Annotated in this window: 20 protein-coding genes; 11 read left to right on the plus strand and 9 right to left on the minus strand. The window is 43.1% G+C overall.

Going from position 1 to position 23,344, the window contains the following annotated elements; all coding sequences use genetic code 11:
- Positions 1 to 38: 38 nt before the first annotated feature.
- From WCW_RS07315 to WCW_RS07325, 3 genes are read left to right on the plus strand one after another with little or no spacing between them, the layout of a single operon-like run.
- Positions 39 to 1,088: a peptidylprolyl isomerase gene (locus WCW_RS07315; protein WP_013182573.1), complete on the plus strand. Its 1,050-nt coding sequence runs from the start codon at positions 39 to 41 to the stop codon at positions 1,086 to 1,088.
- On the plus strand, positions 1,060 to 1,899 hold the full coding sequence (gene rsmA, locus WCW_RS07320) for a 16S rRNA (adenine(1518)-N(6)/adenine(1519)-N(6))-dimethyltransferase RsmA (protein WP_041941579.1): 840 nt from the start codon (positions 1,060 to 1,062) through the stop codon (positions 1,897 to 1,899). The genes WCW_RS07315 and rsmA overlap by 29 nt, the downstream gene beginning before the upstream one ends.
- Positions 1,896 to 3,149 carry a hypothetical protein gene (locus tag WCW_RS07325; protein ID WP_013182575.1) on the plus strand — a complete coding sequence of 418 codons (1,254 nt, stop codon included), beginning with the start codon at positions 1,896 to 1,898 and terminating at the stop codon, positions 3,147 to 3,149. Before rsmA ends, WCW_RS07325 begins: the two co-directional genes overlap by 4 nt.
- On the opposite strand, the gene WCW_RS07330 is transcribed toward WCW_RS07325, so the two are convergent.
- Positions 3,110 to 4,390 (minus strand): D-alanyl-D-alanine carboxypeptidase family protein, encoded by a 1,281-nt coding sequence (locus WCW_RS07330; protein ID WP_013182576.1) that lies wholly within the window; start codon positions 4,388 to 4,390, stop codon positions 3,110 to 3,112. The genes WCW_RS07325 and WCW_RS07330 overlap by 40 nt on opposite strands.
- Positions 4,391 to 4,516: 126 nt before the next feature.
- Here WCW_RS07330 and WCW_RS07335 point away from each other — a divergent pair, with 126 nt between their 5' ends.
- A complete protein-coding gene (locus tag WCW_RS07335) occupies positions 4,517 to 4,951 on the plus strand; it encodes a hypothetical protein (RefSeq protein WP_013182577.1) in 435 nt (144 codons plus the stop codon).
- Between the two features lie 4 nt (positions 4,952 to 4,955).
- Here the strand turns inward: WCW_RS07335 and lptE are convergent, their stop codons facing one another.
- From lptE to uhpC, 4 genes are all read right to left on the minus strand, one after another.
- Positions 4,956 to 5,534 carry an LPS assembly lipoprotein LptE gene (gene lptE / locus WCW_RS07340; RefSeq protein ID WP_013182578.1) on the minus strand — a complete coding sequence of 193 codons (579 nt, stop codon included), beginning with the start codon at positions 5,532 to 5,534 and terminating at the stop codon, positions 4,956 to 4,958.
- The gene (locus WCW_RS07345) at positions 5,531 to 6,574 is read right to left on the minus strand and encodes a tetratricopeptide repeat protein (protein ID WP_013182579.1); all 1,044 of its coding nucleotides are present in this window, start codon (positions 6,572 to 6,574) and stop codon (positions 5,531 to 5,533) included. The genes lptE and WCW_RS07345 overlap by 4 nt, the downstream gene beginning before the upstream one ends.
- 244 nt (positions 6,575 to 6,818) lie before the next feature.
- Positions 6,819 to 10,529, minus strand: a complete 3,711-nt coding sequence (dnaE, locus tag WCW_RS07350) for a DNA polymerase III subunit alpha (RefSeq protein WP_013182580.1) — start codon at positions 10,527 to 10,529, stop codon at positions 6,819 to 6,821.
- A gap of 14 nt (positions 10,530 to 10,543) precedes the next feature.
- Entirely contained in the window at positions 10,544 to 11,896 is a 1,353-nt protein-coding gene (gene uhpC, locus WCW_RS07355; protein ID WP_013182581.1) for an MFS transporter family glucose-6-phosphate receptor UhpC, read from the minus strand.
- A gap of 207 nt (positions 11,897 to 12,103) precedes the next feature.
- Here uhpC and WCW_RS07360 point away from each other — a divergent pair, with 207 nt between their 5' ends.
- The 5 genes from WCW_RS07360 (at position 12,104) to WCW_RS07380 (ending at position 19,325) form a co-directional block, all read left to right on the plus strand.
- The gene (locus tag WCW_RS07360; protein WP_013182582.1) at positions 12,104 to 14,428 is read left to right on the plus strand and encodes an FHA domain-containing protein; all 2,325 of its coding nucleotides are present in this window, start codon (positions 12,104 to 12,106) and stop codon (positions 14,426 to 14,428) included.
- Between the two features lie 58 nt (positions 14,429 to 14,486).
- Complete coding sequence (gene hisS, locus WCW_RS07365) at positions 14,487 to 15,929, plus strand: histidine--tRNA ligase (protein ID WP_013182583.1); 1,443 nt, start codon at positions 14,487 to 14,489, stop codon at positions 15,927 to 15,929.
- A 34-nt stretch (positions 15,930 to 15,963) separates the two neighbouring features.
- A complete protein-coding gene (aspS, locus tag WCW_RS07370; RefSeq protein WP_013182584.1) occupies positions 15,964 to 17,742 on the plus strand; it encodes an aspartate--tRNA ligase in 1,779 nt (592 codons plus the stop codon).
- A 366-nt stretch (positions 17,743 to 18,108) separates the two neighbouring features.
- Positions 18,109 to 18,861, plus strand: coding sequence for an FKBP-type peptidyl-prolyl cis-trans isomerase (locus tag WCW_RS07375; protein WP_013182586.1), 753 nt, complete (start codon positions 18,109 to 18,111; stop codon positions 18,859 to 18,861).
- Positions 18,861 to 19,325 carry a tRNA (cytidine(34)-2'-O)-methyltransferase gene (locus tag WCW_RS07380; RefSeq protein WP_013182587.1) on the plus strand — a complete coding sequence of 155 codons (465 nt, stop codon included), beginning with the start codon at positions 18,861 to 18,863 and terminating at the stop codon, positions 19,323 to 19,325. The genes WCW_RS07375 and WCW_RS07380 overlap by 1 nt, the downstream gene beginning before the upstream one ends.
- On the opposite strand, the gene trxA is transcribed toward WCW_RS07380, so the two are convergent.
- Complete coding sequence (gene trxA / locus WCW_RS07385; protein WP_013182588.1) at positions 19,322 to 19,648, minus strand: thioredoxin; 327 nt, start codon at positions 19,646 to 19,648, stop codon at positions 19,322 to 19,324. The genes WCW_RS07380 and trxA overlap by 4 nt on opposite strands.
- A 69-nt stretch (positions 19,649 to 19,717) precedes the next feature.
- Between trxA and WCW_RS07390 the strand changes: the two genes are divergently transcribed.
- Together WCW_RS07390 and trhO are read left to right on the plus strand one after the other, a co-directional pair.
- Entirely contained in the window at positions 19,718 to 20,572 is an 855-nt protein-coding gene (locus tag WCW_RS07390; protein WP_013182589.1) for a phosphatase domain-containing putative toxin, read from the plus strand.
- An 18-nt stretch (positions 20,573 to 20,590) separates the two neighbouring features.
- The gene (trhO, locus tag WCW_RS07395) at positions 20,591 to 21,574 is read left to right on the plus strand and encodes an oxygen-dependent tRNA uridine(34) hydroxylase TrhO (RefSeq protein WP_013182590.1); all 984 of its coding nucleotides are present in this window, start codon (positions 20,591 to 20,593) and stop codon (positions 21,572 to 21,574) included.
- Positions 21,575 to 21,578: 4 nt separating this feature from the next.
- Here trhO and WCW_RS07400 read toward each other — a convergent pair whose 3' ends face one another.
- The 3 genes from WCW_RS07400 to WCW_RS07410 form a co-directional block, all read right to left on the minus strand.
- Complete coding sequence (locus tag WCW_RS07400) at positions 21,579 to 21,890, minus strand: hypothetical protein (protein WP_013182591.1); 312 nt, start codon at positions 21,888 to 21,890, stop codon at positions 21,579 to 21,581.
- Positions 21,891 to 21,982: 92 nt separating this feature from the next.
- Entirely contained in the window at positions 21,983 to 22,816 is an 834-nt protein-coding gene (locus WCW_RS07405; protein WP_013182592.1) for a hypothetical protein, read from the minus strand.
- A 111-nt stretch (positions 22,817 to 22,927) separates the two neighbouring features.
- Entirely contained in the window at positions 22,928 to 23,107 is a 180-nt protein-coding gene (locus tag WCW_RS07410) for a hypothetical protein (protein ID WP_143876369.1), read from the minus strand.
- Positions 23,108 to 23,344: the final 237 nt, after the last annotated feature.

Consider the following 23,344-nt stretch of genomic DNA (forward strand, 5'->3'; position numbering starts at 1 on the left):
ATAATGATCCCTTGTTTTAATATTTTCGAACAACGATTATGAATAGATCTATTTTCCTCACATTAGTTGCTGCTCTATTCATGTTAGGGCAACTTGCTGCAGTAAGCGCAAACAGCATGTTTCTTGCCCAGCCGAAACATATCTTTGTCAACAACCGTATTTTAGCCAAAATCAACGGACAACCGATCTCCGTTATTGACGTGATGAAGCAGATGGACATGTTCTTTTATCGGCAATTCCCTCAATACGCCAACTCTCCGGAAGCTCGCTATCAGTTTTACAACATGAGCTGGAAAAGAGCGCTTGAGGATCTGATTGACAAAGAACTGATCAAAGCTGATGCAAAAGAGGTAAATCTTCCGATGACTCACGGAGAAGTCAGACAGGAGATTGAAAATATTTTCGGCCCCAATATCATCGCCAATCTCGATAAAGCCGGCCTCACTTACGAAGAAGCTTTCGATCTAACAAAAGAAGACATCCTCTTCAAAAAAATGATGATGGCACGCGTCAACTCTATCGTCCTCCGATCGATCACTCCTCAAATGGTCGTGGATCACTACAAAACATGGGCGGAGCAAAACTCTCAACCGGAGAAGTGGATCTACCAAGTGATCTCTGTACGAGGAGGCAGCAATGAAGCCAGCAGCACCATTGCAAATACCGTCCACCATTTACTGCGGGACAAGGATGTCGAACTCTCCCAATTGAAAAGTCTGCTCCACCCCGATGAATTTAAGCTGTGCTCAGTTTCGCAAGAGTACTCTCTCTCTCCCAGTGAAATTTCAGACTCCTATAGGGAAATTCTCTCTTTGCTTAAACCCGGAGCATTCAGCGAGCCTATCGCCCAGAAAAGCCGCGCCAGCAAAACCGACGTCTACCGCATTTTCTATTTAAAAGAAATTGAGAAAGGAGGAGCTCCTTCTTTTTACGAAATACAAAACCGTTTGCGCGATCAACTGGTTGAAAAAGAGATGGCAACTGAACAAGCTAAATACCTGAGCCGCCTCCACCACCATTTTAAAGTCCATATTGACGACATCCTAAATGAAATCCCTGATGACTTCAAACCCTTTACGCTTAAGTAATCCCAGCCAGTTACGTCAATATCTCGAAATCTTGGGCATCTCTCCCAAAAAAAGCCTATCTCAAAATTTCCTGATCGACGGAAACATCATTGACAAGATCATTTCTCTTGCTGAAATCAATGCCCAAGATCAGGTTTTGGAAATTGGGCCAGGACCCGGGGCTCTTACTGATGCCCTGCATCAACACGGCGCTCGTGTTCTAGCCGTAGAAAAAGACCGTATCTTGGCCAAAGCGCTACAAGAAAGAGGCGGCGACATCCGTGTGATTTGCGAAGACGTCTTAAAAGTGGATCTTGAAAAGGAACTTTCAGAGCGTGCAACGGTAATCGCCAACCTGCCTTACAACATCACCTCTCCAATTTTAACTTCTCTCCTTCCAAAAACTCACGTATTCAAACGGATCGTCGTAATGGTCCAACTGGAGGTGGCAGAAAGACTCACAGCTTCTCCTGGAAACAAAACTTACGGATCTCTCACAGTATTTTCCAATCTATTTTCAACGCCGCAATGGGGTTTCAAAGTGAGCAGGCGCTGTTTTTTTCCAGAGCCTAATGTGGATTCTGCAGTTGTTCGGTTCGACCTCTCCCCTCCTCCAAAAGAGGTGGAAGATGAAGCATTTTTCCAATTGATCAGAACAGCTTTTGGCCAAAGACGGAAAATGTTAAAGTCTTCACTGAAAAAACTCTACCCCTCTTCCTCTGTCATGCAAGCTTTGGCAGGGATTGGCTTTCAAGAGACTGCAAGGCCTGAAGAATTATCATCTAATCAATTTGTCGAATTCTATCGCCATTTGATATACATGCGGTCATGAGACCTGAATTAGAAGCGATTAAGTCCCAGCTGCTCTCAGGAGACTTGTCCATCCAAGAAATTGAAGAACACCGGGATAAACGAGACGCATTTATCCCGGTATTTACCACTTGCCGAGTCTTTACCCTATATAAAGATAACAGCGTTATCGGCTATTACAAAGAAGAGAAATACGGCCTTTTTGGAGGAGCCATCATGAGTTCCCTAGCCTATGAAATGTCTGAAATCTTGGGAGTTTCAAGCCGACTCATTCCTTCGATGAAAATGGAGCCTTTTTCTATCGAAGGGAAACAGTATCAAGGAGGAGCGATTCAACAGGCCCAAGAAGGGTTAACATTTAAAAATTATCTCAATCATCCAGAGAAACGGAAGTCGACGATCTTAAAAGATGAATATGTCGAAGCTTTGATTGATTCTGTGATTATTGGAATGTTCGACGCTCATGCCAATAATATCCTTATCGACTCCAATGGGAATATCCATTTTTTCGATTTAACTCGAAGCTTTCCCCATTCAAATGCGTTTCTGGACAGAGGGGGATATCTTTCCTCACCTTATCGGGGCGGCCTTCTTTTCGGAAAAGAATCTTCTTCAATTCTCAATCTCACGAGTAAAAAAGCATTTCTTGAGAGACTCGGTGCAATGAAAAGCACACTGCCTCAAGTAAAACAATACCTACTTTCAGAGTCTGTTAGAAAACAAGCAAGAGAGCTTCCAGAAAATTGGTTCAACGCTGAAAAATTGTTTCAATCACTTGAAGAGCGGATTGAAAAATTGATCGGCGGTTTCAAAAACCATGCGATCAAGCAAGCAAGAGACATCGTCTTTCAGTCGTTTCCTTATTATCGACTCATCTGCCTTTTAAACTACTGCATGCTTCTGGACTGGAGAGCACATGCAAAAAATGCCTACCTTCTCAACAGGGCTTTACACGATATCGAACTTCCTCTCTTTTACGAGCTTCTTCCCATTCCTATTGAAGGGATGATTAAGGAATGCGTCAAACTTGGCTTGGATCCGCTTGCGATCAAAAAGCACGCCGAAAAAGAGTCTTTGATGCAAGCAATGTCTGGCATCGTTCACGATGTTCAAGAAAAACTCATTCACCCTTCCTCTACAAAAGAAATGCGTTTTCTTACCCAAAGAGAAGAACTGCTTAAGTCCGAGCTCAAAAGCATGGCAGAGATCGATTACAAAGATTGGGGAGAAAATTACCCCGAGGAAGATTTTTTTACACAGCCTAATTCATAGATCAGTCCGCCTATAAAAAGAACGGCAAGGCATGCCCCGAAAAACTTTAAAATTTTCCGGCCTGTTATCCGATCGCGCAACCTACGAAAAAAATGATGATCAACTTTTTCCTTTGCAAATAATGCTTCAGAATGAAGCTCCTTCCCATTATCATCTTCAAAGACAAGCACACCGACTTGTTGGTCTTTTTGCACAGGCAAACTTACTGCATTCCATTTTAACAAACATTTGAGCTTAGGCTCTTCTGAGGGATAGAAATCAAAAACCACATCGTTTTTAATGTAAGTCGCAATGCTCTTTGCAGCTCCCTCTACTCGGAGAGTCATTTTTTGCGGGCCTGCCTGAAAGACTTTCCGAGAGATTTTTTCCTCTTTAAACGCCTTGTTAAACAGCTGTTTGGCATCTAAAAACATTTTCTCACGGTCATCACAATGCATGAAAACAGCAATAAGCGTACGGTCTCCATCCTTTGCAGCCGCAACTAAATTATTTTTCGCCTGTGAAGTATATCCTGTTTTGACTCCAATCGCTTTGGAATAATAATACTTTCCCTTTCGCAGTAGACGATTAGTTTGTATCAAAGTTGTCGCTTTTTGCTTATTCGTCTCCGGCCTTTGACACCTCACTGTTTTGACAATTTCCCGAAAGGTTGAATTCTTAAGGGCCTCTCTAGTTAAAACAGCCATATCATAGGCAGTCGACACGTGCCGGGGATGATGCAATCCATGAGGGTTCATCAAATAAGTGGATGTACACCCCAACTCTTTCAAGTACAGATTCAATTCCTCCATAAACACAGGAATTGTTCCTCCCATATAAAGAGCGATCATATTTGAAGCATCCCCTCCGGAAGCGACCATCATCCCGTAAAGCAGATCGCGCAAAGAAAGCTCTTCCCCTTTCTTAATTCCGATATGCGAAGTTCCTCGCGTCAGCCAGTAAGCTGGCAAGGAATAGTTCGAACGGACCATTTCCTCTTCGGAGACTGAAGCAATGGCTTCGTGTTCAGCGGTCAACATTTTGTCAAGTTTTTGCTCTCTTAATTGAAGCGTGTAAATCGCAGTGGCAATTTTGGTCAAACTCGCGGGAAAATGTTCTTTTTTCCCATTTTTTTCATATAAAATTGCCCCTGTATCTGCGTTCATTAAAATAGCGGAATCAGCATGAATTTTGATCTCTATGCCGTTTAATATGGAGTTAGCAAGCAATAAAGCAAAAATTAGACAAAATGTTGAGTTCATTTCAGTACAAGTGGAGGTCGAAGATGCGCCATCTTACAGCATATACCAAATTAACTTCAAGAATCGGTATATGGCCTGAATATTGCATAACTAGCCTGCATACAAGTCTAACAAAGAGGCTATCTTATGCATAATATGCAATATTTAGAAAATTACTATAGAAGGTCTATTAAAAATATCTCGGAAAATTTGCCGGAAGACATCATCCAAGTCGATTTAAAGCTGCTCCATCAGCTGGATTTGATGAACTATTACGATTCCAATGACAGTGATCCTTCCTTAACGAGATATTTTCACGTCATCGAAACAGATGAAAAGATCACTTTGGTTAATGAAGATTTCATCGTTTGGATCGTTCCGGAAAAAATTAACGGAAATATGATGACATACACCCTTATTGCACTAAATACCCCGAATGAACCGCAGCTTCAAATGTGCTTTGTAACCTCCGGAGTCTATAACACTTCTCGGTTAGTGCTAAGATTATTGGAAAAGTATCTATCGGAAATCCAGGAAAATGAAACGCTGATTAATGGATTAAACAGCGAATTTAACAGATGAGGTGTTACCAGCTATAGACAACGTAATCAACGATTTTTTGTGCTAAAACGGCGCTTAAGGGGCGAATCACCGCTTCTCTAGCCGATTCCATATTAGTCAGCTGTCCCAAAGAAGTTTGATTGATTCCATCAGGGCTGAAATAGTAATCATGGTCAAAATCATAACTCGCTCGAATTCTCCCAGGACCAAGTTTAACACATCCTGTACATGATTCTATGACGGTAACTTCAGCAATTACAATCAATCTTGTCTCATTGGGAATAACAGAATTACCTGTTCGACACCTACCATCTTGATCGTCATATCCGTCATCGTCATCAGGGCCTTGCTGATAGCCAATATTTTGCTCAAAAAGATCAACAATATTCACTTTCAAACATAAATCTGCAGAGCGATTGCGATACGCAAAAGCACCGGACCTACTCATCTCTTTGATCAGCGCATTTGTCATCTCCCCTGTACGATCACCGCAAATGTATGGAATTGAAATTGTCTGATAAGTTGCCAACTGCGATCCCCTGCCTAATTGATAACCACAACCTGTAGAGAAAATAATTAGAAAAGCATAAATGTACCGCGTCATATCGAATCACTGACAAATTCAATCTCTTCCATAAGATCGGGAAACTCTTCCATGCCTTCCTTCTCCTCTTTGCCAGAATGGGGAGCTTCAATCAAAGCTGCCGGACAAAGGGAAGAAAGCCTGGAACGGCTTCTCCCGGCAATAACTGTCTCAGGAAACTCCAAAGACGCTTTTTGATAATAAATGACAGCCGCTCTAGGTTGGCTGATTCTTTCATAGAAAACAGCAATCTCATAGAGAGCCGACGCATACATCTCTTTCAAGCGCAGGTAATCGGCACGGGCAACGTCCAATCCAGCATCTCGAGGAAAATCAGCTTCGAAACGCTTTAAATTCATCTGAGCAAAGGCGATAAGATCAGGATTTTGCTTTTCTCTCTTTGCTTGATCGATATACACTTTCATAATCCGCATATAAGAATCGGGAGCCAGCTCATTTTTTGGGAAACGGCGGATAATCGTTTGAAACGCACTGACACTGTCGCGAAACTCCCCCATATGCCACAGCAAACAGGCTTTTGAATATAAAGCATGAATTGTTAATTCATCCCCTGGCATCGAAGCGATCACTTCGTCATAAATCTCCAATGCCAGATCTTGTCCATTAGCCCATTTAGGGAAAAATCGAGAACCGCGGTAGTGCCTTCTGGCACCCTTCCTGAATTGCTCTGCAATTGTAAATTTATACTCAACAGCTTCATGAAAAAAACGAGGATTCGACTGACTGGATAAATATCCGTTAAACGCACAGTTAGCTAAATCGAACTCACACAACTTGTAGTAGGACATTCCCAGGTAGAAAAAAGCATCCTGCCCATAAGAAGTATTAGGAAAATTGTGGGAAACAATATGCAAATGTTTCACTGCCAGAGTCATATCTCCATGATGAAAGGCGTTCATTCCAAGCTCAAAGTGATCTGCCGCCGAAAGATAAGGAGTATCCTCTTTTCTCGTCAGTTCTCCATCGTGATAAATAAATGCAGCATTTGCCTGTCCGACCAACATGCACAAAAGCAACAGAGTTAGAAAAGGGATTCTCATGATGACACCTCAAATGAATTGGTGACCATTTTATGAGACATCAAAAATGATGGCAAGATTAAAAAAAGTTACCGCAGGCCGGAGGGTAGAGGGAGGAGGAGGAAAAAAGGGCGGCCTGCGGTGAAACTGTTATACAAAAACCTAAACAATGTTCCTTCGTAATCTAAAGTAAGGATGTTTTGCACTTTAACTTTTCGGTAAGTTATACCAATGATTTCTTGTTTTGACAAGAACTTTTTCAAGATCACCGCCAACTAAATTTTTCTAATTTTTCTTTTAACTCCGGAGTCCATTCCACTCCCCAAGGTTGATCGATATGTAAAGCAGCCAAACTCCGACCATCCACCATAAAATCGATTTGCACAGGATTTTTACCTCTACTGGATTCGAACAGTTTTTTTATTTCAAGAATATGGCTTAACCGTGTTTTATCCGCATCTAGCTTCAAAGAAACTTTTTCGATCTCCACTTTAGGCTCCTCTTTTTTCTTTTGATTGGACCTGCTTCTTCTATTTTTCGAATGGCTTGCACGTGCCGCCATGAATTTTGCGCGATCAAACGCCTGATCGCACTCCTTGACTGTAGCCTCGTTTGCCTGAGTCAGATCGTCAAACCAACGACAAGAAAGGCGTAAACTCCCCTCACTGCGATCAACTTCGAGTACAGCGTAAAGCAGTTGGTTTTCTTTGATTAACTGATGCTTTTCCTCATACATCTCAGGCCAGATCGGAAGCTCAAAACTCTCAATGCCATCGCTAACCATGAGGATCGCAAATTTTCTTTGCGACTTGGAAGAAAAAAGAGTCCGCACAGTCTCAACTAAAAAAGCTGATCGGAAAACAGTCTGATGATCCAAGGTTTCAACATTACGCAACGCAATGCAAGATAACCGCTCGAGAATATCTTTAAAGCTGTTCATGGGGTGGCCGGTAAGGAAGAATCCTAATAACTCTTTTTCTTTTAAGTAGATCTGTCGACTGGGTGTGGGCATGTTCACTTTAGGCGGCTCGGCGAACAAATTTTCATTATTTTCCCCCATTAATTCAAACAATGAACGCACACCGGCTTTTTCCTCTTTTTTTTCCTTCATTGCCGATTCAAACATCGGTTCTACGCTCATGCGCAGCTGATCGCGCGACCATCCGGTGAAATCAAAACATCCTGCTTCAACAAGATTTTCTATCACCTTTTTACCAACTTTACTAGAATCAATCCGCTTGATGAATTGATACAAACTTTCAAAACGCCCCCCCTTTTCCCTCTCCGCAACGATCGCTTCAACAACTGAAGTTCCCACCCCCTTAATCCCGCTCATGGCAAAACGAATCCCTTCTTTAGAAGCCATGAATGTGGTTCCTGCTTCGTTCACGTCGGGAGGAAGCATTTTGATCTGCATCGCCTGGCACTCGCGAATAAATTTCGAAAGCTTAGTCAGATCGTGCCTGTCGCATGTCATCAAAGCCGCCATCCACTCTTCCGGATAATTCGCTTTCAAGAATGCTGTCACATAGGCAATGTAACTGTAAGCTGCAGCATGAGACTTGTTAAATCCATAAGCGGCAAATTTTTCCATTTTGTCGAAAATGTTCATCGATACATTTTCAGAGATTCCGTTTTCAAGCGCTCCAAGCCTAAATTTTTCCCTTTGCGCAGCCATCTGTTCAGCATCTTTCTTACCCATTGCCCGACGAAGCACATCCCCTTCTCCAAGGGAATAGTTAGCAAGCTTCTGCGCAATCTGCATCACTTGCTCCTGATACACCATGATCCCGTAAGTCTCTGCTAAGATCTCCTTCATCCATGGATGATCGTAATCAATCTCTTCCCGTCCGTGCTTCCGATTGATAAAAGAGGGAATCATATCCATGGGACCGGGACGGTAAAGCGCACTGACAGCAATGATCTCTTCAAATTTGTCCAGATGCAGCTGCCTTGCCAGATCCTGCATACCTCCGGACTCCAATTGAAATACTCCTAAAGTCTTTCCTTGGTTCAACAGATTAAATGCTTTTTCATTATCAAGCGGCAGGTTGACCCAGTCAATCTGTTCACCAACTCTCTCTTTGATCGCATTCACACAAGTCTGAATCGCAGTCAAGGTCTTCAGCCCCAAAAAATCGACCTTCAACATGCCTACCTGTTCAGCGGGTTTCATCGAATACTGCGTTGCCGGCATCTCAGCATCTTTTGCCACGCAAACGGGAATGTGGTTAACAAGAGGGTCGCCGCAAATAATGATCCCGGCAGCATGGATTCCAGTATTCCTTATGGAACCTTCCAATTTTTTTCCAAGATCAACTAAACGGCGAGTTTCCTCATCCTGTTCATAGAGTTGACGCAGATCATGATCTTTTTCCAAAGCCGTTTCTAATGTGATATTCAGGTCATCAGGCACCAGCTTAGCAATCTCATTTACTTTCGCAAGGGGCACACTGAGGACACGCCCGACATCACGCAGCACCATTTTCGCTTTCATCGTGCCAAAAGTGATGATCTGAGCGACATTGTCCTTGCCATATTTGTCGAGGGTATACTGGATCACATCCCCACGCCGATCCATGCAGATATCGACATCAATATCGGGATAAGAAAGCCTCTCCGGATTAATAAAACGCTCAAAGAACAAGTTGAATCTTAAAGGCTCGATATCTGTGATTCCAATCAGATAAAGCACAATCGATCCCGCTCCGGAACCCCTTCCAGGGCCGACAGGAATCCCATGATTTTTTGCCCAATTGATAAAATCCCAAACAATCAGCAGATAATCGCACATCCCTTTTGGCGCGATCACGCTCATCTCCTCTTCCAGACGTTCATGAACCACTTCTAAAGGGTCTCTGTCGGGATAAACCTCTTTCACTTTTTCCAGCCTTTCCGGAGTATACCTCTTGGGTATCCCTTCGGCACACAGCTGCCTTAAGAATTTTTCAACGGACTCCACCCTCTCAGCATCTGTATATTCCGTATTCTCAATGGATGGAGGAACATATACTGGATAGTGTTTCGTTTCAAAATCCAGCTCCATGGTGCACTTGTCAGCGATTGCAAGCGTATTTGATAGTGCCTCGGGAAGATCTTTGAAAAGCTCCCCCATTTCATCGGGAGATTTAAAATAAAACTCATGCGAAGAGTAAGTTCTTCTCTTAGGGTTGGGAACGCGGAATTTAGGGTTTCCCAGCGAATCTTTTTCCCAAATTTCTACAGGCTCGCCCGATTGCACATTGAGCAGAACCTCATGCGCCTGCCAATCCGAACGTTCGATATAGTGGCTGTCATTTGTCGCAACATAAAGAATCCCTTTTCTTTCGGCAATTTCCAAAAGGGCATCATTCAAACGATTCTGCTTCTCGATATAGCCTTGGTACTGCTGAATAAGCCACGATTCTTGATACATGCCGCCTTCATGAAGACTTGCTTCCGACATGGGATGGCGCTGCAATTCAATGTAAAAATCTTCACCAAACACCTCTAAATACCAATCGGCCAAACGGTCGCACTCATCGCCGGCCCCATCAAGAATTGCCTGTGAAAGCTTCGAACTCATGCACCCAGAAAGGCAGATAAGACCTCGGCTACGCTCCTTTAAAAGCTCCATATCGATTCGGGGGAAATAATAGAATCCTTCTAAAAATCCCCGGGAGCTCAGGGCGCAAAGGTTGTGATACCCCTCATCGTTTTTCGCCAGAAGCGTTTGATGGAAAGCTGCACGCTCTCCCCTCTCCTTTTTTTTCTCTAAGCGGGAATTCGGAGCAATGTACACTTCACACCCGATAATCGGCTTCACCCCATTTCCCTTGCAAGACTTGTAAAAGTCAACCGCGCCGAATAAATTTCCATGATCTGTTAACGCGACAGCTGGCATGCCGAACTCTTTTGCTTTTGCTGCAATCGCCTTCACAGATGCAGAAGCATCAAGGATCGAGTACTGCGAATGGACATGCAAAGGAACAAACATTTTGTGAAGACCCTCTAAGCTGTTGCAGGCTCAGGCTCAACAGAAACTTCATATTTGAAGACTCCCCATAAAGGAAGCAGCAAAAGAGCTGCCATCAAGGCGCAAACAACCATTCCGATAAAAAATCCTTCCCAGCCATGCTCTTGCGTCAATTTTCCAAAAGGATAGCCAGCAACAGCTGCCCCCATATATGCAAAGCAGCCGATAAATCCGGTTGAAGTCGCAGCAGCTTTCTTATGGGATAATTCCGCAGCAGCAACGCCGATCAGCATTTGAGGGCCAAAAATCGAAAAGCCTACAAAAAACATCGCCATTGAATCAAGCAATGGAAAGCCTTCGGGAATCACCCAAAAAAAACTCAAAGACAAAAGCATCCCCAGTGTGAACAAGACGTTGACAGGTCCTCTTCTTGCAGCGAAAAGACGGTCTGAAGACCAACCGGCAAACAAACTGCCGAAGAAACCTCCCACTTCGAACATGGAAACACAGCCATTTGCTCCGATGCGGCTATACCCTTTGGTTTCCAAAAGATACAGGGCAGTCCAGTCATTGACTGCTGTGCGGACAGCATAAACGAAAAAATAGGCGGCGGCCAAAAGCCAGATGTATTTATTTTTAAAAATGTAGTCGACTAAAATTTCCTTAGTCGATAAGTTCTCCTCCGCCCCATCTTTCTTTGCATTCGGAGGATAGTCATTGCGAAATTTTTCTATAGAAGGAAGTCCCAACGACTGTGGAGTATCCCTTAATCGATCCAACAGGAAGAAACTTCCGAATATACAAAGAACTCCCGGAAGAAACATTGCATAACGCCAGCCAAAATAAAGGCAAGCTCCGACAACCCAAGGGATCAGAAACGCCCCGACATTGTGCGAAACATTCCAGGAAGACCACCAAACTCCCCTTTCCGACTGCGAGTACCAATGCGTTAAAAACCGCGCGCAAGGAGGCCACCCAAACCCTTGGAACCAACCATTCAATCCCCAAAAAACGGCAAACATCAAAAGCGAGGAAGAGAGCCCGAAACAAATATTGAACACCCCCGTCATAAAAAGACCGAAAGCCATAAAGTACCTGGGATTTGAGCGATCCGACAAAATACCGGAAGCAAATTTGCTCACCCCATATGTGATCGACAAAATGCTGGCAAGCAAACCTAGTTGGCTTTTGTCATACCCAAGATCTTCGATAAGCCCGGGCATAGCAAACGTGAAGCTTTTTCGGGTAAAATAATAAAGAGCATAGCCGATGAACATTGAGTAGATAATGCGAATGCGCCAGTAGTTGTACTTCGTTTTCACAACTTCTGGATCTTTAATTTCGTCAATGTAAGGTGCAGGCTTAAATAGACTCAAAATAGAATTCAAAACATCAATCCCCTTCTTTTTCCCGGGTACCAGTGAATATTTTAACCTGCTTAATAAATTTCATTCAAGACTTTTCTGCAAGTTAAAAATATTATTTTATCTCCAGCCTTTTAGATCGACTTTATGCTTCACACTTTAATTGAGATATGCTAGAAGATTCCCGATACAAGAAAACTTGCGCATATACGAGGCTTTAGATAAAACATCATGATCAAGTTGACACTTAATCCTGATCAGGAATCCAAAGTGATCACTTTAGATAAAGAAGTGATTGTCATTGGCCATTCCAACGCGGATCATGTCGACCTTCCGATGGATATTCCAGGCATTTGCGCAAGGCATGTCGTCATCGAAGAACAAAATGAGCGCTTTGTCGTTATCAATGCAGCCAACGACCCATTTACCTCTCTGAACGGTCTGCCTTTTGGAAAAAAACCACTAAAAAACTACGATCAAATCGAGATTGGTGAAAATAAAATTAAATTTGAATTCATTGAAGACGACGCGCCTACGACTCAAACGGTGGAAAAACAGGAAGACGTCCCTGATGAAATTGACAAACTTTTAAAGGAAGTTGAAGAGCTTTCAAAGCCGTCTCTTGAAACAGCCCCTCCGCCGTCTTTGCCAGCGATTGAAGACCAAAAAGCAGAAGAGGAAGAAGAAGAGGCCGAATCGCTTTCTTCCAAGAAATACTATCTCAGGGACTTTGACGATGAATCAGAACAGTGGTCAGAAGATCGCCTGGAAGCAAACAACATTTACTCGCCAGGCAGAGAAAGCTTTGCTGACTCTTGGAAAATGCTTGCAGGACTCCTTCTTGCAATCATCGCTTTAGGCGCAGTAATCTGCAGCGGAGTTTATTTCCGGGCCAGCGGCAAAAATAGCCAGGAAGAGAAAAAGATCGCAGCGGGAATCGCAGATATCGCGATGGCGATGACTCATGCCAAACTCAACCACATCACGCCAAACAAACAAAACTGGTCTGATCCTAATTTCATCCGCAACAACCTTGCTCAAGTTCTTTCTCCCAACTTGCATACCCAAGCGCAAATCGACAGCGAAGGGCAGTTTACCAAATACCCCTACCGTTTAAGAGTATATACAAGCCGCAGCCTGGATCAATTCATCGTGATTGCCCAGCCAGCTCCCAATCTCATGCAGTGGCTTGTACACAAAAAAACGCTTGTCGTCGACTCCTCCACTATGGAAATGCGAAAAATTTCTGATTTGAAAGCATTAAATAGATTATTAGCCAATCCCGATCCCTTAGAAGGCAGCAACGGCGAAGATATTCATCACCTCATTAAAGAGGGGGGATTGATGTCGCTCAATTCATTGGCAGGACACAAAAACCATTGGGGGTTTTCTCCTCCCAAAACACTTGGGTTTATCCGCCCTGGCGCAGAAAATTACATCTATAACGCGCCACGCTACTACCCTTTTGGTGAAGAACTTTTACGAAAAGCCATTCAGCTATACAAAAACTCAAGCAGCCCAAGCGATGTTGCGATTATCCAAGATGAAATGGACGAAATTTCAAATTTTCCCAACATCGTTCTCTATACATCCGAGGGGCTGCAAATGGCAGTAGAAGCGCAAAAAGCTCTAAACACGTTCGCTCCAAACAGCAAGTTCTTGGTCGCCTATGTGAAATTCAATCCAAAAGGATTTGTTGCCAGCAGCCACTTGCTTATCAATGAAGAAAGGAGAGAAATCGCCTTTCTTCCATCGCCAAGAACCGAATTATCGACATTTTTCCCAACTTCAAGCGAGATGGAGCAAGAACCTGATTTCCTCTCGCTAAGTCCTATAGAAGACTCTCTCCTCATTGCAGAGAAAACAGCTTCTGATGACACTGACTTGCAACATCCGTTATATTTGCAACTAAAGGCATCCCACCAAGAAAGAAAGCATGCATTAAACGCAATCAGCAGGAAAATGCTCGAACTGCTTAACCAGCAGAACAACGCACTTCTTCCTGAATTTGAACCCTCTTTTTCAGAGCTTTTGTCTGAATACCTAAAAACGAGCCTCCACTATCAACAAAAAATTATTCAAAAACTTGCTAAACTTTATCAAGAGCATACCGATATGCCTTTAGAGGAGTTCGTCAAGTATGTGGATCAGGCCCAGCTTTCCTCTTTTGCGCAAGCTGCGCTTGATGATCAACCCACTCAACGACTTACACAAGAGGAAATTGAGGAAATTTTTGAAAAAATCGACAGGGCGGAGTCTCTCCACGAATTGGAGCATGTGTCCGAACAAGCCGCTCAAACCCTGACGCTGGAAAACCTTCCAGACACAAATTCTCTCATTCAATTCCAAGAGAAGGTGCGCACCCACACATTGAACCGACTACAGTTTTTACTTTTCTCTCCGAAAAGCCTTTATGCAACCGAACCGCTTGACGAAAGAGATAGAGGCGTCCTCATCAACATTCTTGAAAATTCCTGGATCAGCGATCCAGGGGAAAAAGATTATTTTCTCAGCGAATTCGACCATCTGATAGAAGAATTTGTGAAGTCAGGCTAGCCTATTTTCCACGGGATTGGTATACTTTCAAGCAACATAATTTAGTTGATCAACACATATGAATATCAAAGCTCCGCCGGGTGTGTTCGACATCCTGCCTATAGATCCTAAAACTCCATGGAAAGAATCCCATTTGTGGATTTATGTTGAGAAAGTGATCAGGGAAACGGCCGCGCAATACGGATTCCAGGAAATACGCACTCCTATCCTCGAAAAAACAGAGCTCTTCCAAAGAGGGGTCGGGGAAACCTCCGATATTGTTTCAAAAGAGATGTATATGTTCAATGACAGAGGAGGCAGATCGCTTTGTTTGCGTCCGGAAGGAACTGCACCTGTCATTCGCAGCTATATTGAAAACAACCTTTCTCATCAGGTGCCAATTCATAAATTTTTTTACATTGGCCCAATGTTCCGCTATGAACGGGCGCAGGCTGGGCGATACAGACAGCACCACCAATTTGGAGCCGAAGTGATCGGAACACAAGCTCCGGAACAAGACGCTGAAGTGATCGATCTTTTGTACACCACATACCGCAAGCTAGGCTTGCAAAACTTAAAAGTGATGATCAATTCGCTCGGCGACAAAGAGTGCCGCCTCCATTTTCGCCACGCTTTAAAAGAATATTTTTCACAACACAAAAAACATCTTTCTGAGGAAAGCCGGCAGCGCCTGGATAAAAACCCCTTGCGAATCCTCGACTCTAAAAGTCCTCAGGATCAGGAATTTATCGAAAAGGCTCCCTCGATCTTAGATTTTTTAAGTCACGAGGTGAAAACCCATTTTGAGCGTGTTCAGGAATATCTAACCTTTTTAGAGATTCCTTTCGCCATCAATCCCCATCTTGTTAGGGGGCTGGATTATTACAACAGAACAGTGTTCGAAGTTGCAGCCGAAGAGCTAGGTGCTCAAAACAGCATCGGAGGCGGCGGACGCTACGACTCGCTTATTAAAGAATTAGGAGGGCCGGATCAGCCGGCTCTTGGATTTGGCACAGGTATCGAGCGGATCATTCAAACGTTATTGAAGCAAGAAGCGCCTGTTCCTTCCGCTTATCGACCGACCTTTTTCCTCATCCCTTTAGGAGAAAAAGCCAAGCGTGCATGCTTTAAAGTGCTGCACTTTTTACGGGAAAACTCTATCGATGCGCAAATGGATTTTACAGGACGCAAACTCGGAAAAGTGATGGGATATGCGAACCAAATCGGTGCAAAATTTGTTGCTGTCGTCGGAGATCAAGAACTGGAAACAGAAACCGTCGAACTCAAAAATATGGAAACAGGGGAAGCGATTTCTGCGCCACTCTACCACCTTTCCCGCATTTTGCGAATTGAATCCGCAGGAGAAGATCTCATCCGGATGTGGGCCGATTTTAACACCCCTTTTAAAGAGCCTTTAGAAGCGAAATTTTTTCACGATAAAATAAAATCATCAATCGATCATACAAAAAAGCTGACTAAGGAGCTTCAAGACGCGATGGAAAAAATGGAATCTTTCCTCTAATGATCGGTATAAATAGCAATAACGAGATAGATTTATGTTTGATTATCGACGCACACACAACTGTGGAACTTTAAGAAAAAGCGATGTAGAAAGGAGTGTCACCCTTTCGGGATGGGTGCATAGAAGACGCGATCACGGAGGTTTGATATTCATTGATCTTCGCGACCGATTCGGAATCACGCAGCTTGTTTTCAATCCGGAAACGCGGCCGGAGCTTTTTTCCAATGCTGAAAAATTACGATCGGAGTGGGTAATTTCCGTTAAGGGAACTGTCATTCCCCGTGCAGAAGGGATGGCTAATCCCAGGCTGGAAACCGGAGAGATTGAAGTGGACATCCATGAGATGGAAGTCCTCTCTAAAGCTAACACGCCGCCATTTTCTATTTGCGATGATTTTATCGAAGCCAATGAAGAGATTCGACTGAAATACCGCTATTTGGATATCCGAAGAGGTAAAATCAAAGATCATCTTGTTTTACGACACAAAGTCATGCAAACGGTGCGAAATGTCTTAAATTGTCAGGAGTTTATTGAAATTTCCACTCCAATTTTGGGGAAATCAACGCCGGAAGGAGCAAGAGACTATCTCGTCCCGTCACGCATCCATCCAGGGACTTTTTACGCCTTGCCGCAATCTCCTCAGCTATTTAAGCAGCTTCTCATGGTTGCAGGCATGGATCGCTATTTCCAAATCGCTCCCTGCTTCCGCGACGAAGACTTAAGAGCTGATCGCCAACCTGAATTCACACAGATCGATATCGAAATGAGTTTCGGCACTCCTGAGGATCTTTTGAATATTATCGAAGAAATGGTAAAAAAAATCTTCAAAGATTGTCTAGGCCTTGAAATCAAGATCCCTTTCCGTAGACTGCCGTACAAGGATTGCATGGACAGGTTTGGCACAGACAGGCCTGATACCCGTTTTGGAATGGAGTTGTCGACAATCAACGACATAGCAAAACGTTCCGAATTTTCCGTCTTCAAAAACCAGCTAGATAACGGAGGAACCATCAAGGCGATCTGCGTCAAAGGCGGAGCGGAAATTTCTCGACGGGAAATCGAACAGTACACAAATTTTGTCGGCAGATTGGGAATCAAAGGTCTTGCTTGGATGAAAATGCAAGAAGGCGCCTTAGCTTCCAACATCGTCAAATTCTTTTCTCCCGAGCTTCAAAAGGAGCTAATCGAGCGGCTTCAAGTTGACGAAGGAGACCTTATTTTTATGATCGGTGATTCCGTTGAGCTTGTTAACCAAGGACTTGACCATCTTAGAAGAAAAATTGCTCAGGATAGAAAACTTGCCGCCGATGATCACCTTGATTTTCTTTGGGTCACCGACTTCCCTCTATTTGGAAAAGATGCTGAAACAGGGCGGCTGGAAAGTCTCCATCATCCATTCACCTCTCCTCATGTTGAAGACATGCATCTGTTAGATTCCGACCCGCTGCATGTGCGCTCCTATGGTTACGACCTTGTCTTAAACGGCTACGAGATTGGAGGAGGATCGCAACGTATTCATGACCAGAGTTTGCAAAAGAAAATTTTCGATCTGCTTCAAATCACTCCGGAAGAGCAAAACGAGAAATTTGGATTCTTCCTGGAAGCGCTGAAATATGGAACTCCTCCGCATCTAGGCATTGCACTTGGATTGGACCGCCTCATCATGCTGATGGCGCAAACGGACAATATTCGTGAAGTGATCGCTTTTCCAAAAACGCAAAAAGCAAGTGATTTGATGAACCAGTGCCCCAGCCCTGTGGCGGAGGATCAGCTCAGAGACCTTCATCTTTCTGTTACAGATGATACTGCCTAATATGGCTGTTTATACCGAATCAACTTCAAGAATTGGAATTTTGACAAAGAGTTGCCTTGAATTTGAGTCAGGCGAAGACGGCGCTGAAGCAACTCAACCTGAATAGGTTGAGTGATGCAAGCGGGTCTCAAAATCAAAGGCTAACGATGACGTCAAAAACCGATTCTTGAAGTTGATTCGGTATATACCGAACCGACTTCAAGAATCGGTCTAAATTTCTGAAACTTGTTAAATTTATCATTTCGACGTAGAGCGTGGTGGCTTTGAAATAACCTGCTTATGGAATAGAATTTTGTACGATTTTTCCGATATCAATGATATTCTAGACAACACTACTAAAATCCCAAGAATGGAGGTTACAGATTCATGGATTTTCGAAAAACGAGCATCATCCTATTTTTGCTTTGCATAAGTCCGCTTGCAGCTCAAGAAAACAGCACACAGCCGTCAATGCAATTTGTTGACGCAGAGAAAAACGATCCCGAAGAGCTCAAAAAGCTCTCAAAAGCTTTTGGTCATTTTATTGGACGAAATCTTGACAACCCAGGTTTTAGCTTCGATATCGAAATGGTGATCTCGGGAATTCGAGATGGCGCCGCAGGCAAACCTGCTCCAATGTCAGACAAGGAATATGAACAACTTCTGCAAGTTTATCAGGCAAAAGCGTACCTCGCCCTATCTGATGAAAACTTGCGAAAAGCCACTGATTTTTTAGCAGGAAACAAGCTCAAAAACAACGTGATAGAAATTGAGCCTGGGAAACTGCAATATGAAATCCTCAAAGAAGGTTCCGGTGAAACAGTCAAAGAGGATAGCTCTCCAAGCATTCATTACACCGGTAAATTCCTCGACGGACAAGTTTTCGGCTCAACAGAGCAAGCCGGCGAACCTGTCACCCTTTCTTTACAGCAAACGATCCCTGGATTCAAACAAGGAATTGTCGGCATGAAAGAGGGAGAGAAACGCCGCCTTTACGTCCACCCAGATCTTGGGTACGGCACACAAGGCCCGTTGCCGCCAAATTCACTTTTAATCTTTGATATCGAAATTGTAAAAGCAGACACTCCTGAAGATGACGATGCCATGCTTCAAGAAGAGGATGACGATCAACTCCCCTAATGGTAAAAGTCGTCTTATATCAACCTCAAATTCCACAGAATACCGGAAATATCGTCCGTACATGTTCTGTCACAGGGAGCGACCTCTATCTGGTCGCCCCCTTAGGCTTTCAAATCACAGACCGTTGGTTAAAAAGAGCCGGGCTAGATTATTGGGAAGGTGTGAACATGCAAGTATTGGAAAATTTAGAAGAAGTATTAGAATCTCAGCAAACGCCTTTCTATTTTTTCTCCAGCCATGCAAAGCGACCCTATAGCAAAATTTCTTTCACAACTGACGACTGGCTGGTTTTTGGCTCAGAAACACACGGACTGCCCAAAACGTTTGTGGAAAAATGGCCAGAGAAGTTTATCTCCCTCCCAATGATTGAAGGGAAAAGATGCTTAAATTTAGCGACTTCTGTCGGCATCGCCGTCTATGAAGCGTACCGACAGAATCAATTCAACTTTTTCAAGGGCGACTAAATAGACATCTCTGCCGAAATCATCTCTTTGAGAGAGTCTTTGTCTTTGACACCAACGATTCTCTTCACTTCATTTCCGTCTTTAAAGAGGATCATAGTAGGAATAGAAGTCACATTGTACACAGATGTCGTCTTTTGAGAAGCTTCAATATCAAGTTTGCCAATTTTTGCTGTGCCTGAAAACTCTGCAGCCAATTCCTCAATAATCGGCTCCATCATGCGGCATGGCCCACACCAATCAGCATAAAAATCTACAAGCGTTAAGCCTTCTGTGATTTCACTATCAAAATTATCATCATTAAAATGTGCGATTTGACCGGACATAACTACATCTCCCTTTAAAACATCTGTGTAATTTGTTATCATTCTTGCATATTAAGAGAGTTTTTTTCCATGTCTAAGTGGCTGCTTTTAACCATTTTGTTAATTTTAATTTTCCTTGGACTTATCTATCCGCCTTTTGCCAAAAAATACTCCTACCTTCTGATCCTCAATAGCAAAAACCGCTATGAACTCCCAAGAAATTTCCACACAACTCCTTTTAACAGCTCAGGAAGCGGCCAGTTCAGCGAAAAAGAGCTTCAACGGATGATTTCTCAAATTCCAGCTTCAAACATTATGATTGTAGACTTGCGCCAAGAACCGCACGGATTTCTCAACGGCAATGCCGTCAGCTGGTATCATGAACATAATTGGGGCGATACCGAAAAGAATACAGCGGAAGTGCTGCATCAGGAGGATTCCTTTGTAGAAAATTTGAGGAAGCATTTAGTAACCATCGTTTATCACAACTCGATGTTTCCAGTTCCATATCTTGTAAAAACCGCACGAACAGAGCAAGATATCGTCGAACTTCAAAGATTGCAATACTGCCGGTTTTCGATTACAGATCACAGACGTCCCAAAGACAAACATGTCGATGCTTTTGTCCACTGGATTAAAAGCATTCCTCCTGATACATGGCTGCACTTCCACTGCTCAGCCGGGAAAGGGAGGACAACAACATTTCTTGCTATGCAAGACATGATGCTTCATGCGTCAAAAGACTCTTTGCAAACAATTATTCGCAGACAACACGATTTAGGCGGCATCAATTTGCACAGAATCTCCGATGCGGCAAACGACAGATGGAAAAAAAGTCACATTAAGAAAAGAGCTGACTTTATCGATATGTTTTACGACTACTGTAGAGAAGTCCCTTCATTCGATATGACATGGTCGGAATGGGTTGAAAAAAAAGGAATCTAAACCTTATAATTCTTAAGCATGAATCCATACCGCGTATTAGCTTTTTATCATATTGTTCCTTTGGAAAATCCCCATAATGAAGTTTTACGCCACAAGATTTTTTTTAAGGGAAGAGAGATCACTTCCCGGATCTATATCTCTGAACAAGGGATCAATGCTCAGATGTGCGCTTCGATTCAAGACGCAGAGGACTACATTTCCTGGCTGCAAGAAAATCCCCTTCTTAAGGATGCCTCTATTAAAATCGACGAATGGCATGAGCAGGTTTTCCCTAGGCAAACTGTAAAATACAGGAAAAATTTGGTTGCATGCGACCAATCGATCGACTTTTCCAAAAGAGGCGAACACATCTCTCCAGAAATTTGGAAAGAGATGCTTGAAAGTGATGAGGAATTTTGCCTGATCGATGTACGCAATGACTACGAATCAAAAATCGGACATTTCGAAGGGGCAGAGCTTCCTCCCTGCAAAGACTTTCGAGAATTTGAAAAATATGCCGACGAGCTAGATCGGCGGCACGGGAGTGAGAAACCTCCTGTGATGATGTACTGCACAGGAGGGATTCGTTGCGAGCTTTACTCCTCCATCCTTAAAGAGAAAGGATATGACAAGGTGTACCAGCTTGAAGGCGGCGTGATCAATTATGGCCATAAAGTGGGCAACAAGCATTGGCAAGGAAAGCTTTTCGTCTTCGACGATCGACTAACTGTTCCCGTTGGGGACGAGGAAACCCCTCCTATCTCCCATTGCCAATTTTGTTCCAAACTTTCTGATCACTACTACAATTGCGCAAACATGGACTGCAACACGCTTTTTATCAGCTGCTCCGAATGTATCAAAACTTACATGGGATGTTGCCAAAAGTCATGCCAGAATGCTGATCATGTAAGGCCTTATCATCAACAAAACCCTCACAAGCCCTTTCGCCGAAAGCATTTTTATGAGAAAGTTAGCTGCTCGTGCTCCAAGGCTCAAAGTGGCGACATACCCTCAGACCACTAATTGTCTATTTTTTAACTGCGCCCTTTAAAAAAGTGATGATAGCAGTTAAAACGCCCCCACTGACACCTCCAGCTCCAATACTAGCTAAAATTTGACTGATATCTAGTTCGTTTCCAGTTGCAGCTCCATTTCCTACAGCTGTAGCGGCTGTAATGACTCCAAAAGCTTTCAAGAGAAAATCTCCGGCTCCACCACCAATAAGTCCTGCGATTGTATTGACAATAGGACCTAAGTTTTTTTGAGACAGAGAAGAACCGGCAATATTTCCCCCAATAGCTCCACTAATTAAAGAGATAACTAGACTAAGAACGTTCATATAAATTCCCTCCCTGGAATTTGCTTTCCTTATAAAATAATCTTTATATTTTTTCGATTTATTTTGTCAAGGTCAACGAAATTCTCACTCTTTTATTTGGATGGGTTGCTGGATGCCCGCAAAATTTTCAGTAGATCCAGGATTCTTTTTTGTGTTTCGTCAGTGACAACGGTTAAACCAGGTTTGATTCCATTTTCAGAGAGTTCAAACGCACGCATTGTATTGCAAACCCGGCCATCCAGCCTCACCCCAATTCCTTGAATGCCGACCATATTTCCTAAATCTCCAAACATCTTCAGAGTCATCTCGCAAGCGGTGATGATAAATAATACACGTTTTTCGGGATGTTGATGCACAATCTCAAAAACTTTTCCCCCAATATAGTGCACAGTGGGAATTGATAGAGGAATCACGTTTTTTTCCGGAGCTGCATTGATCGCTTTGCCAATAAAGCATTGCCTGCAGGTCGGATGCTCGGGATCATGTATACAGCTATCTGTAAATCTTCCCGATGGACATTCAAAAGGTTTATGACAATAGGAAAATCCCAAAACCAAAAGAGAATCTTCTTTCCGTAAAAGCTCTTCAAAAGCTTTCACAGACTGTATTCCATAGAGGAAAAAGTCTTGATCGCGAATAAATGAGTCTTTACGAACGATAGACTTCAAATACCCCACTCCATATTTCAAAGGACGTTTCAAAAAGCCTTTCCGCACCTCTTTCTTATGATCCTTAGTCAAAATCCATTTTAAGCTTTTCCACTTAAGATGTTTGGCTGTCTCCGAGGTGATGCCGGGCATTTGAGGAAGTTTGGTCAATTTTTTGATAGGATAATTTTTTTCGAGTTTTGCCGAACCCGCTTCCCACTCTTTCTCCGCTTCATCCCAAGAGGAGCAGGTATCCCACATTTTTAGTTTTTGTCCCATTAGAGTCCTTATCTCTAGATATTTTTAAAATATCCGTGTTGAAAAAGGACTCATTATAGCCACTTCAAGCTCTCAAGGCAACTCTTTGTCAAAATTCAAATTCTTGAAAAATCACGATTGATATAAGTCGTTGTTATCATAGAGATGCCAAGCGGTTTCCTTGACCGTATCAAGGCCATCGGCAAATCCAATAAAACGCATCATTTCATCAACCTCTTCCATTTCTGAAATTAATTGATCATTGACGAATTCAAGATAAGCGATTTTTCTTCTCATCTCTTGCTCATCCATTGCACACCTCCTAAATGTTTTCATTTAGTATGCAAAAAAGATGCCATAAGAATGGTAAAAAAAACTCCCTCAAGCTCAGCAATACTTGCCGCTCCTGAGGGAAGTTTTACGGGAATAGAATGCTTTTCTGATTATCAATCAATCCAGAGGATCTAACACTCTGGCTAGATCTTCAGGATTTTATGACAATCCATGATGTTCAAATGAACTGCCTGCAAGTTAATCACAAAAATATTA

The organism is Waddlia chondrophila WSU 86-1044 (genome assembly GCF_000092785.1).
Taxonomy (GTDB): domain Bacteria; phylum Chlamydiota; class Chlamydiia; order Chlamydiales; family Waddliaceae; genus Waddlia; species Waddlia chondrophila.

What these genes read in the sequence shown, in the direction of transcription:
- WCW_RS07315 (WP_013182573.1), top strand. Translation starts at nt 39, where the DNA reads ATGAATAGATCTATTTTCCTCACATTAGTTGCTGCTCTATTCATGTTA.
- rsmA (WP_041941579.1), top strand. Translation starts at nt 1,060, where the DNA reads ATGACTTCAAACCCTTTACGCTTAAGTAATCCCAGCCAGTTACGTCAA.
- WCW_RS07325 (WP_013182575.1), top strand. Translation starts at nt 1,896, where the DNA reads ATGAGACCTGAATTAGAAGCGATTAAGTCCCAGCTGCTCTCAGGAGAC.
- WCW_RS07330 (WP_013182576.1), bottom strand. Translation starts at nt 4,390, where the DNA reads ATGAACTCAACATTTTGTCTAATTTTTGCTTTATTGCTTGCTAACTCC.
- WCW_RS07335 (WP_013182577.1), top strand. Translation starts at nt 4,517, where the DNA reads ATGCATAATATGCAATATTTAGAAAATTACTATAGAAGGTCTATTAAA.
- lptE (WP_013182578.1), bottom strand. Translation starts at nt 5,534, where the DNA reads ATGACGCGGTACATTTATGCTTTTCTAATTATTTTCTCTACAGGTTGT.
- WCW_RS07345 (WP_013182579.1), bottom strand. Translation starts at nt 6,574, where the DNA reads ATGAGAATCCCTTTTCTAACTCTGTTGCTTTTGTGCATGTTGGTCGGA.
- dnaE (WP_013182580.1), bottom strand. Translation starts at nt 10,529, where the DNA reads ATGTTTGTTCCTTTGCATGTCCATTCGCAGTACTCGATCCTTGATGCT.
- WCW_RS07360 (WP_013182582.1), top strand. Translation starts at nt 12,104, where the DNA reads ATGATCAAGTTGACACTTAATCCTGATCAGGAATCCAAAGTGATCACT.
- hisS (WP_013182583.1), top strand. Translation starts at nt 14,487, where the DNA reads ATGAATATCAAAGCTCCGCCGGGTGTGTTCGACATCCTGCCTATAGAT.
- aspS (WP_013182584.1), top strand. Translation starts at nt 15,964, where the DNA reads ATGTTTGATTATCGACGCACACACAACTGTGGAACTTTAAGAAAAAGC.
- WCW_RS07375 (WP_013182586.1), top strand. Translation starts at nt 18,109, where the DNA reads ATGGATTTTCGAAAAACGAGCATCATCCTATTTTTGCTTTGCATAAGT.
- WCW_RS07380 (WP_013182587.1), top strand. Translation starts at nt 18,861, where the DNA reads ATGGTAAAAGTCGTCTTATATCAACCTCAAATTCCACAGAATACCGGA.
- trxA (WP_013182588.1), bottom strand. Translation starts at nt 19,648, where the DNA reads ATGTCCGGTCAAATCGCACATTTTAATGATGATAATTTTGATAGTGAA.
- WCW_RS07390 (WP_013182589.1), top strand. Translation starts at nt 19,718, where the DNA reads ATGTCTAAGTGGCTGCTTTTAACCATTTTGTTAATTTTAATTTTCCTT.
- trhO (WP_013182590.1), top strand. Translation starts at nt 20,591, where the DNA reads ATGAATCCATACCGCGTATTAGCTTTTTATCATATTGTTCCTTTGGAA.
- WCW_RS07400 (WP_013182591.1), bottom strand. Translation starts at nt 21,890, where the DNA reads ATGAACGTTCTTAGTCTAGTTATCTCTTTAATTAGTGGAGCTATTGGG.
- WCW_RS07405 (WP_013182592.1), bottom strand. Translation starts at nt 22,816, where the DNA reads ATGGGACAAAAACTAAAAATGTGGGATACCTGCTCCTCTTGGGATGAA.
- WCW_RS07410 (WP_143876369.1), bottom strand. Translation starts at nt 23,107, where the DNA reads ATGGATGAGCAAGAGATGAGAAGAAAAATCGCTTATCTTGAATTCGTC.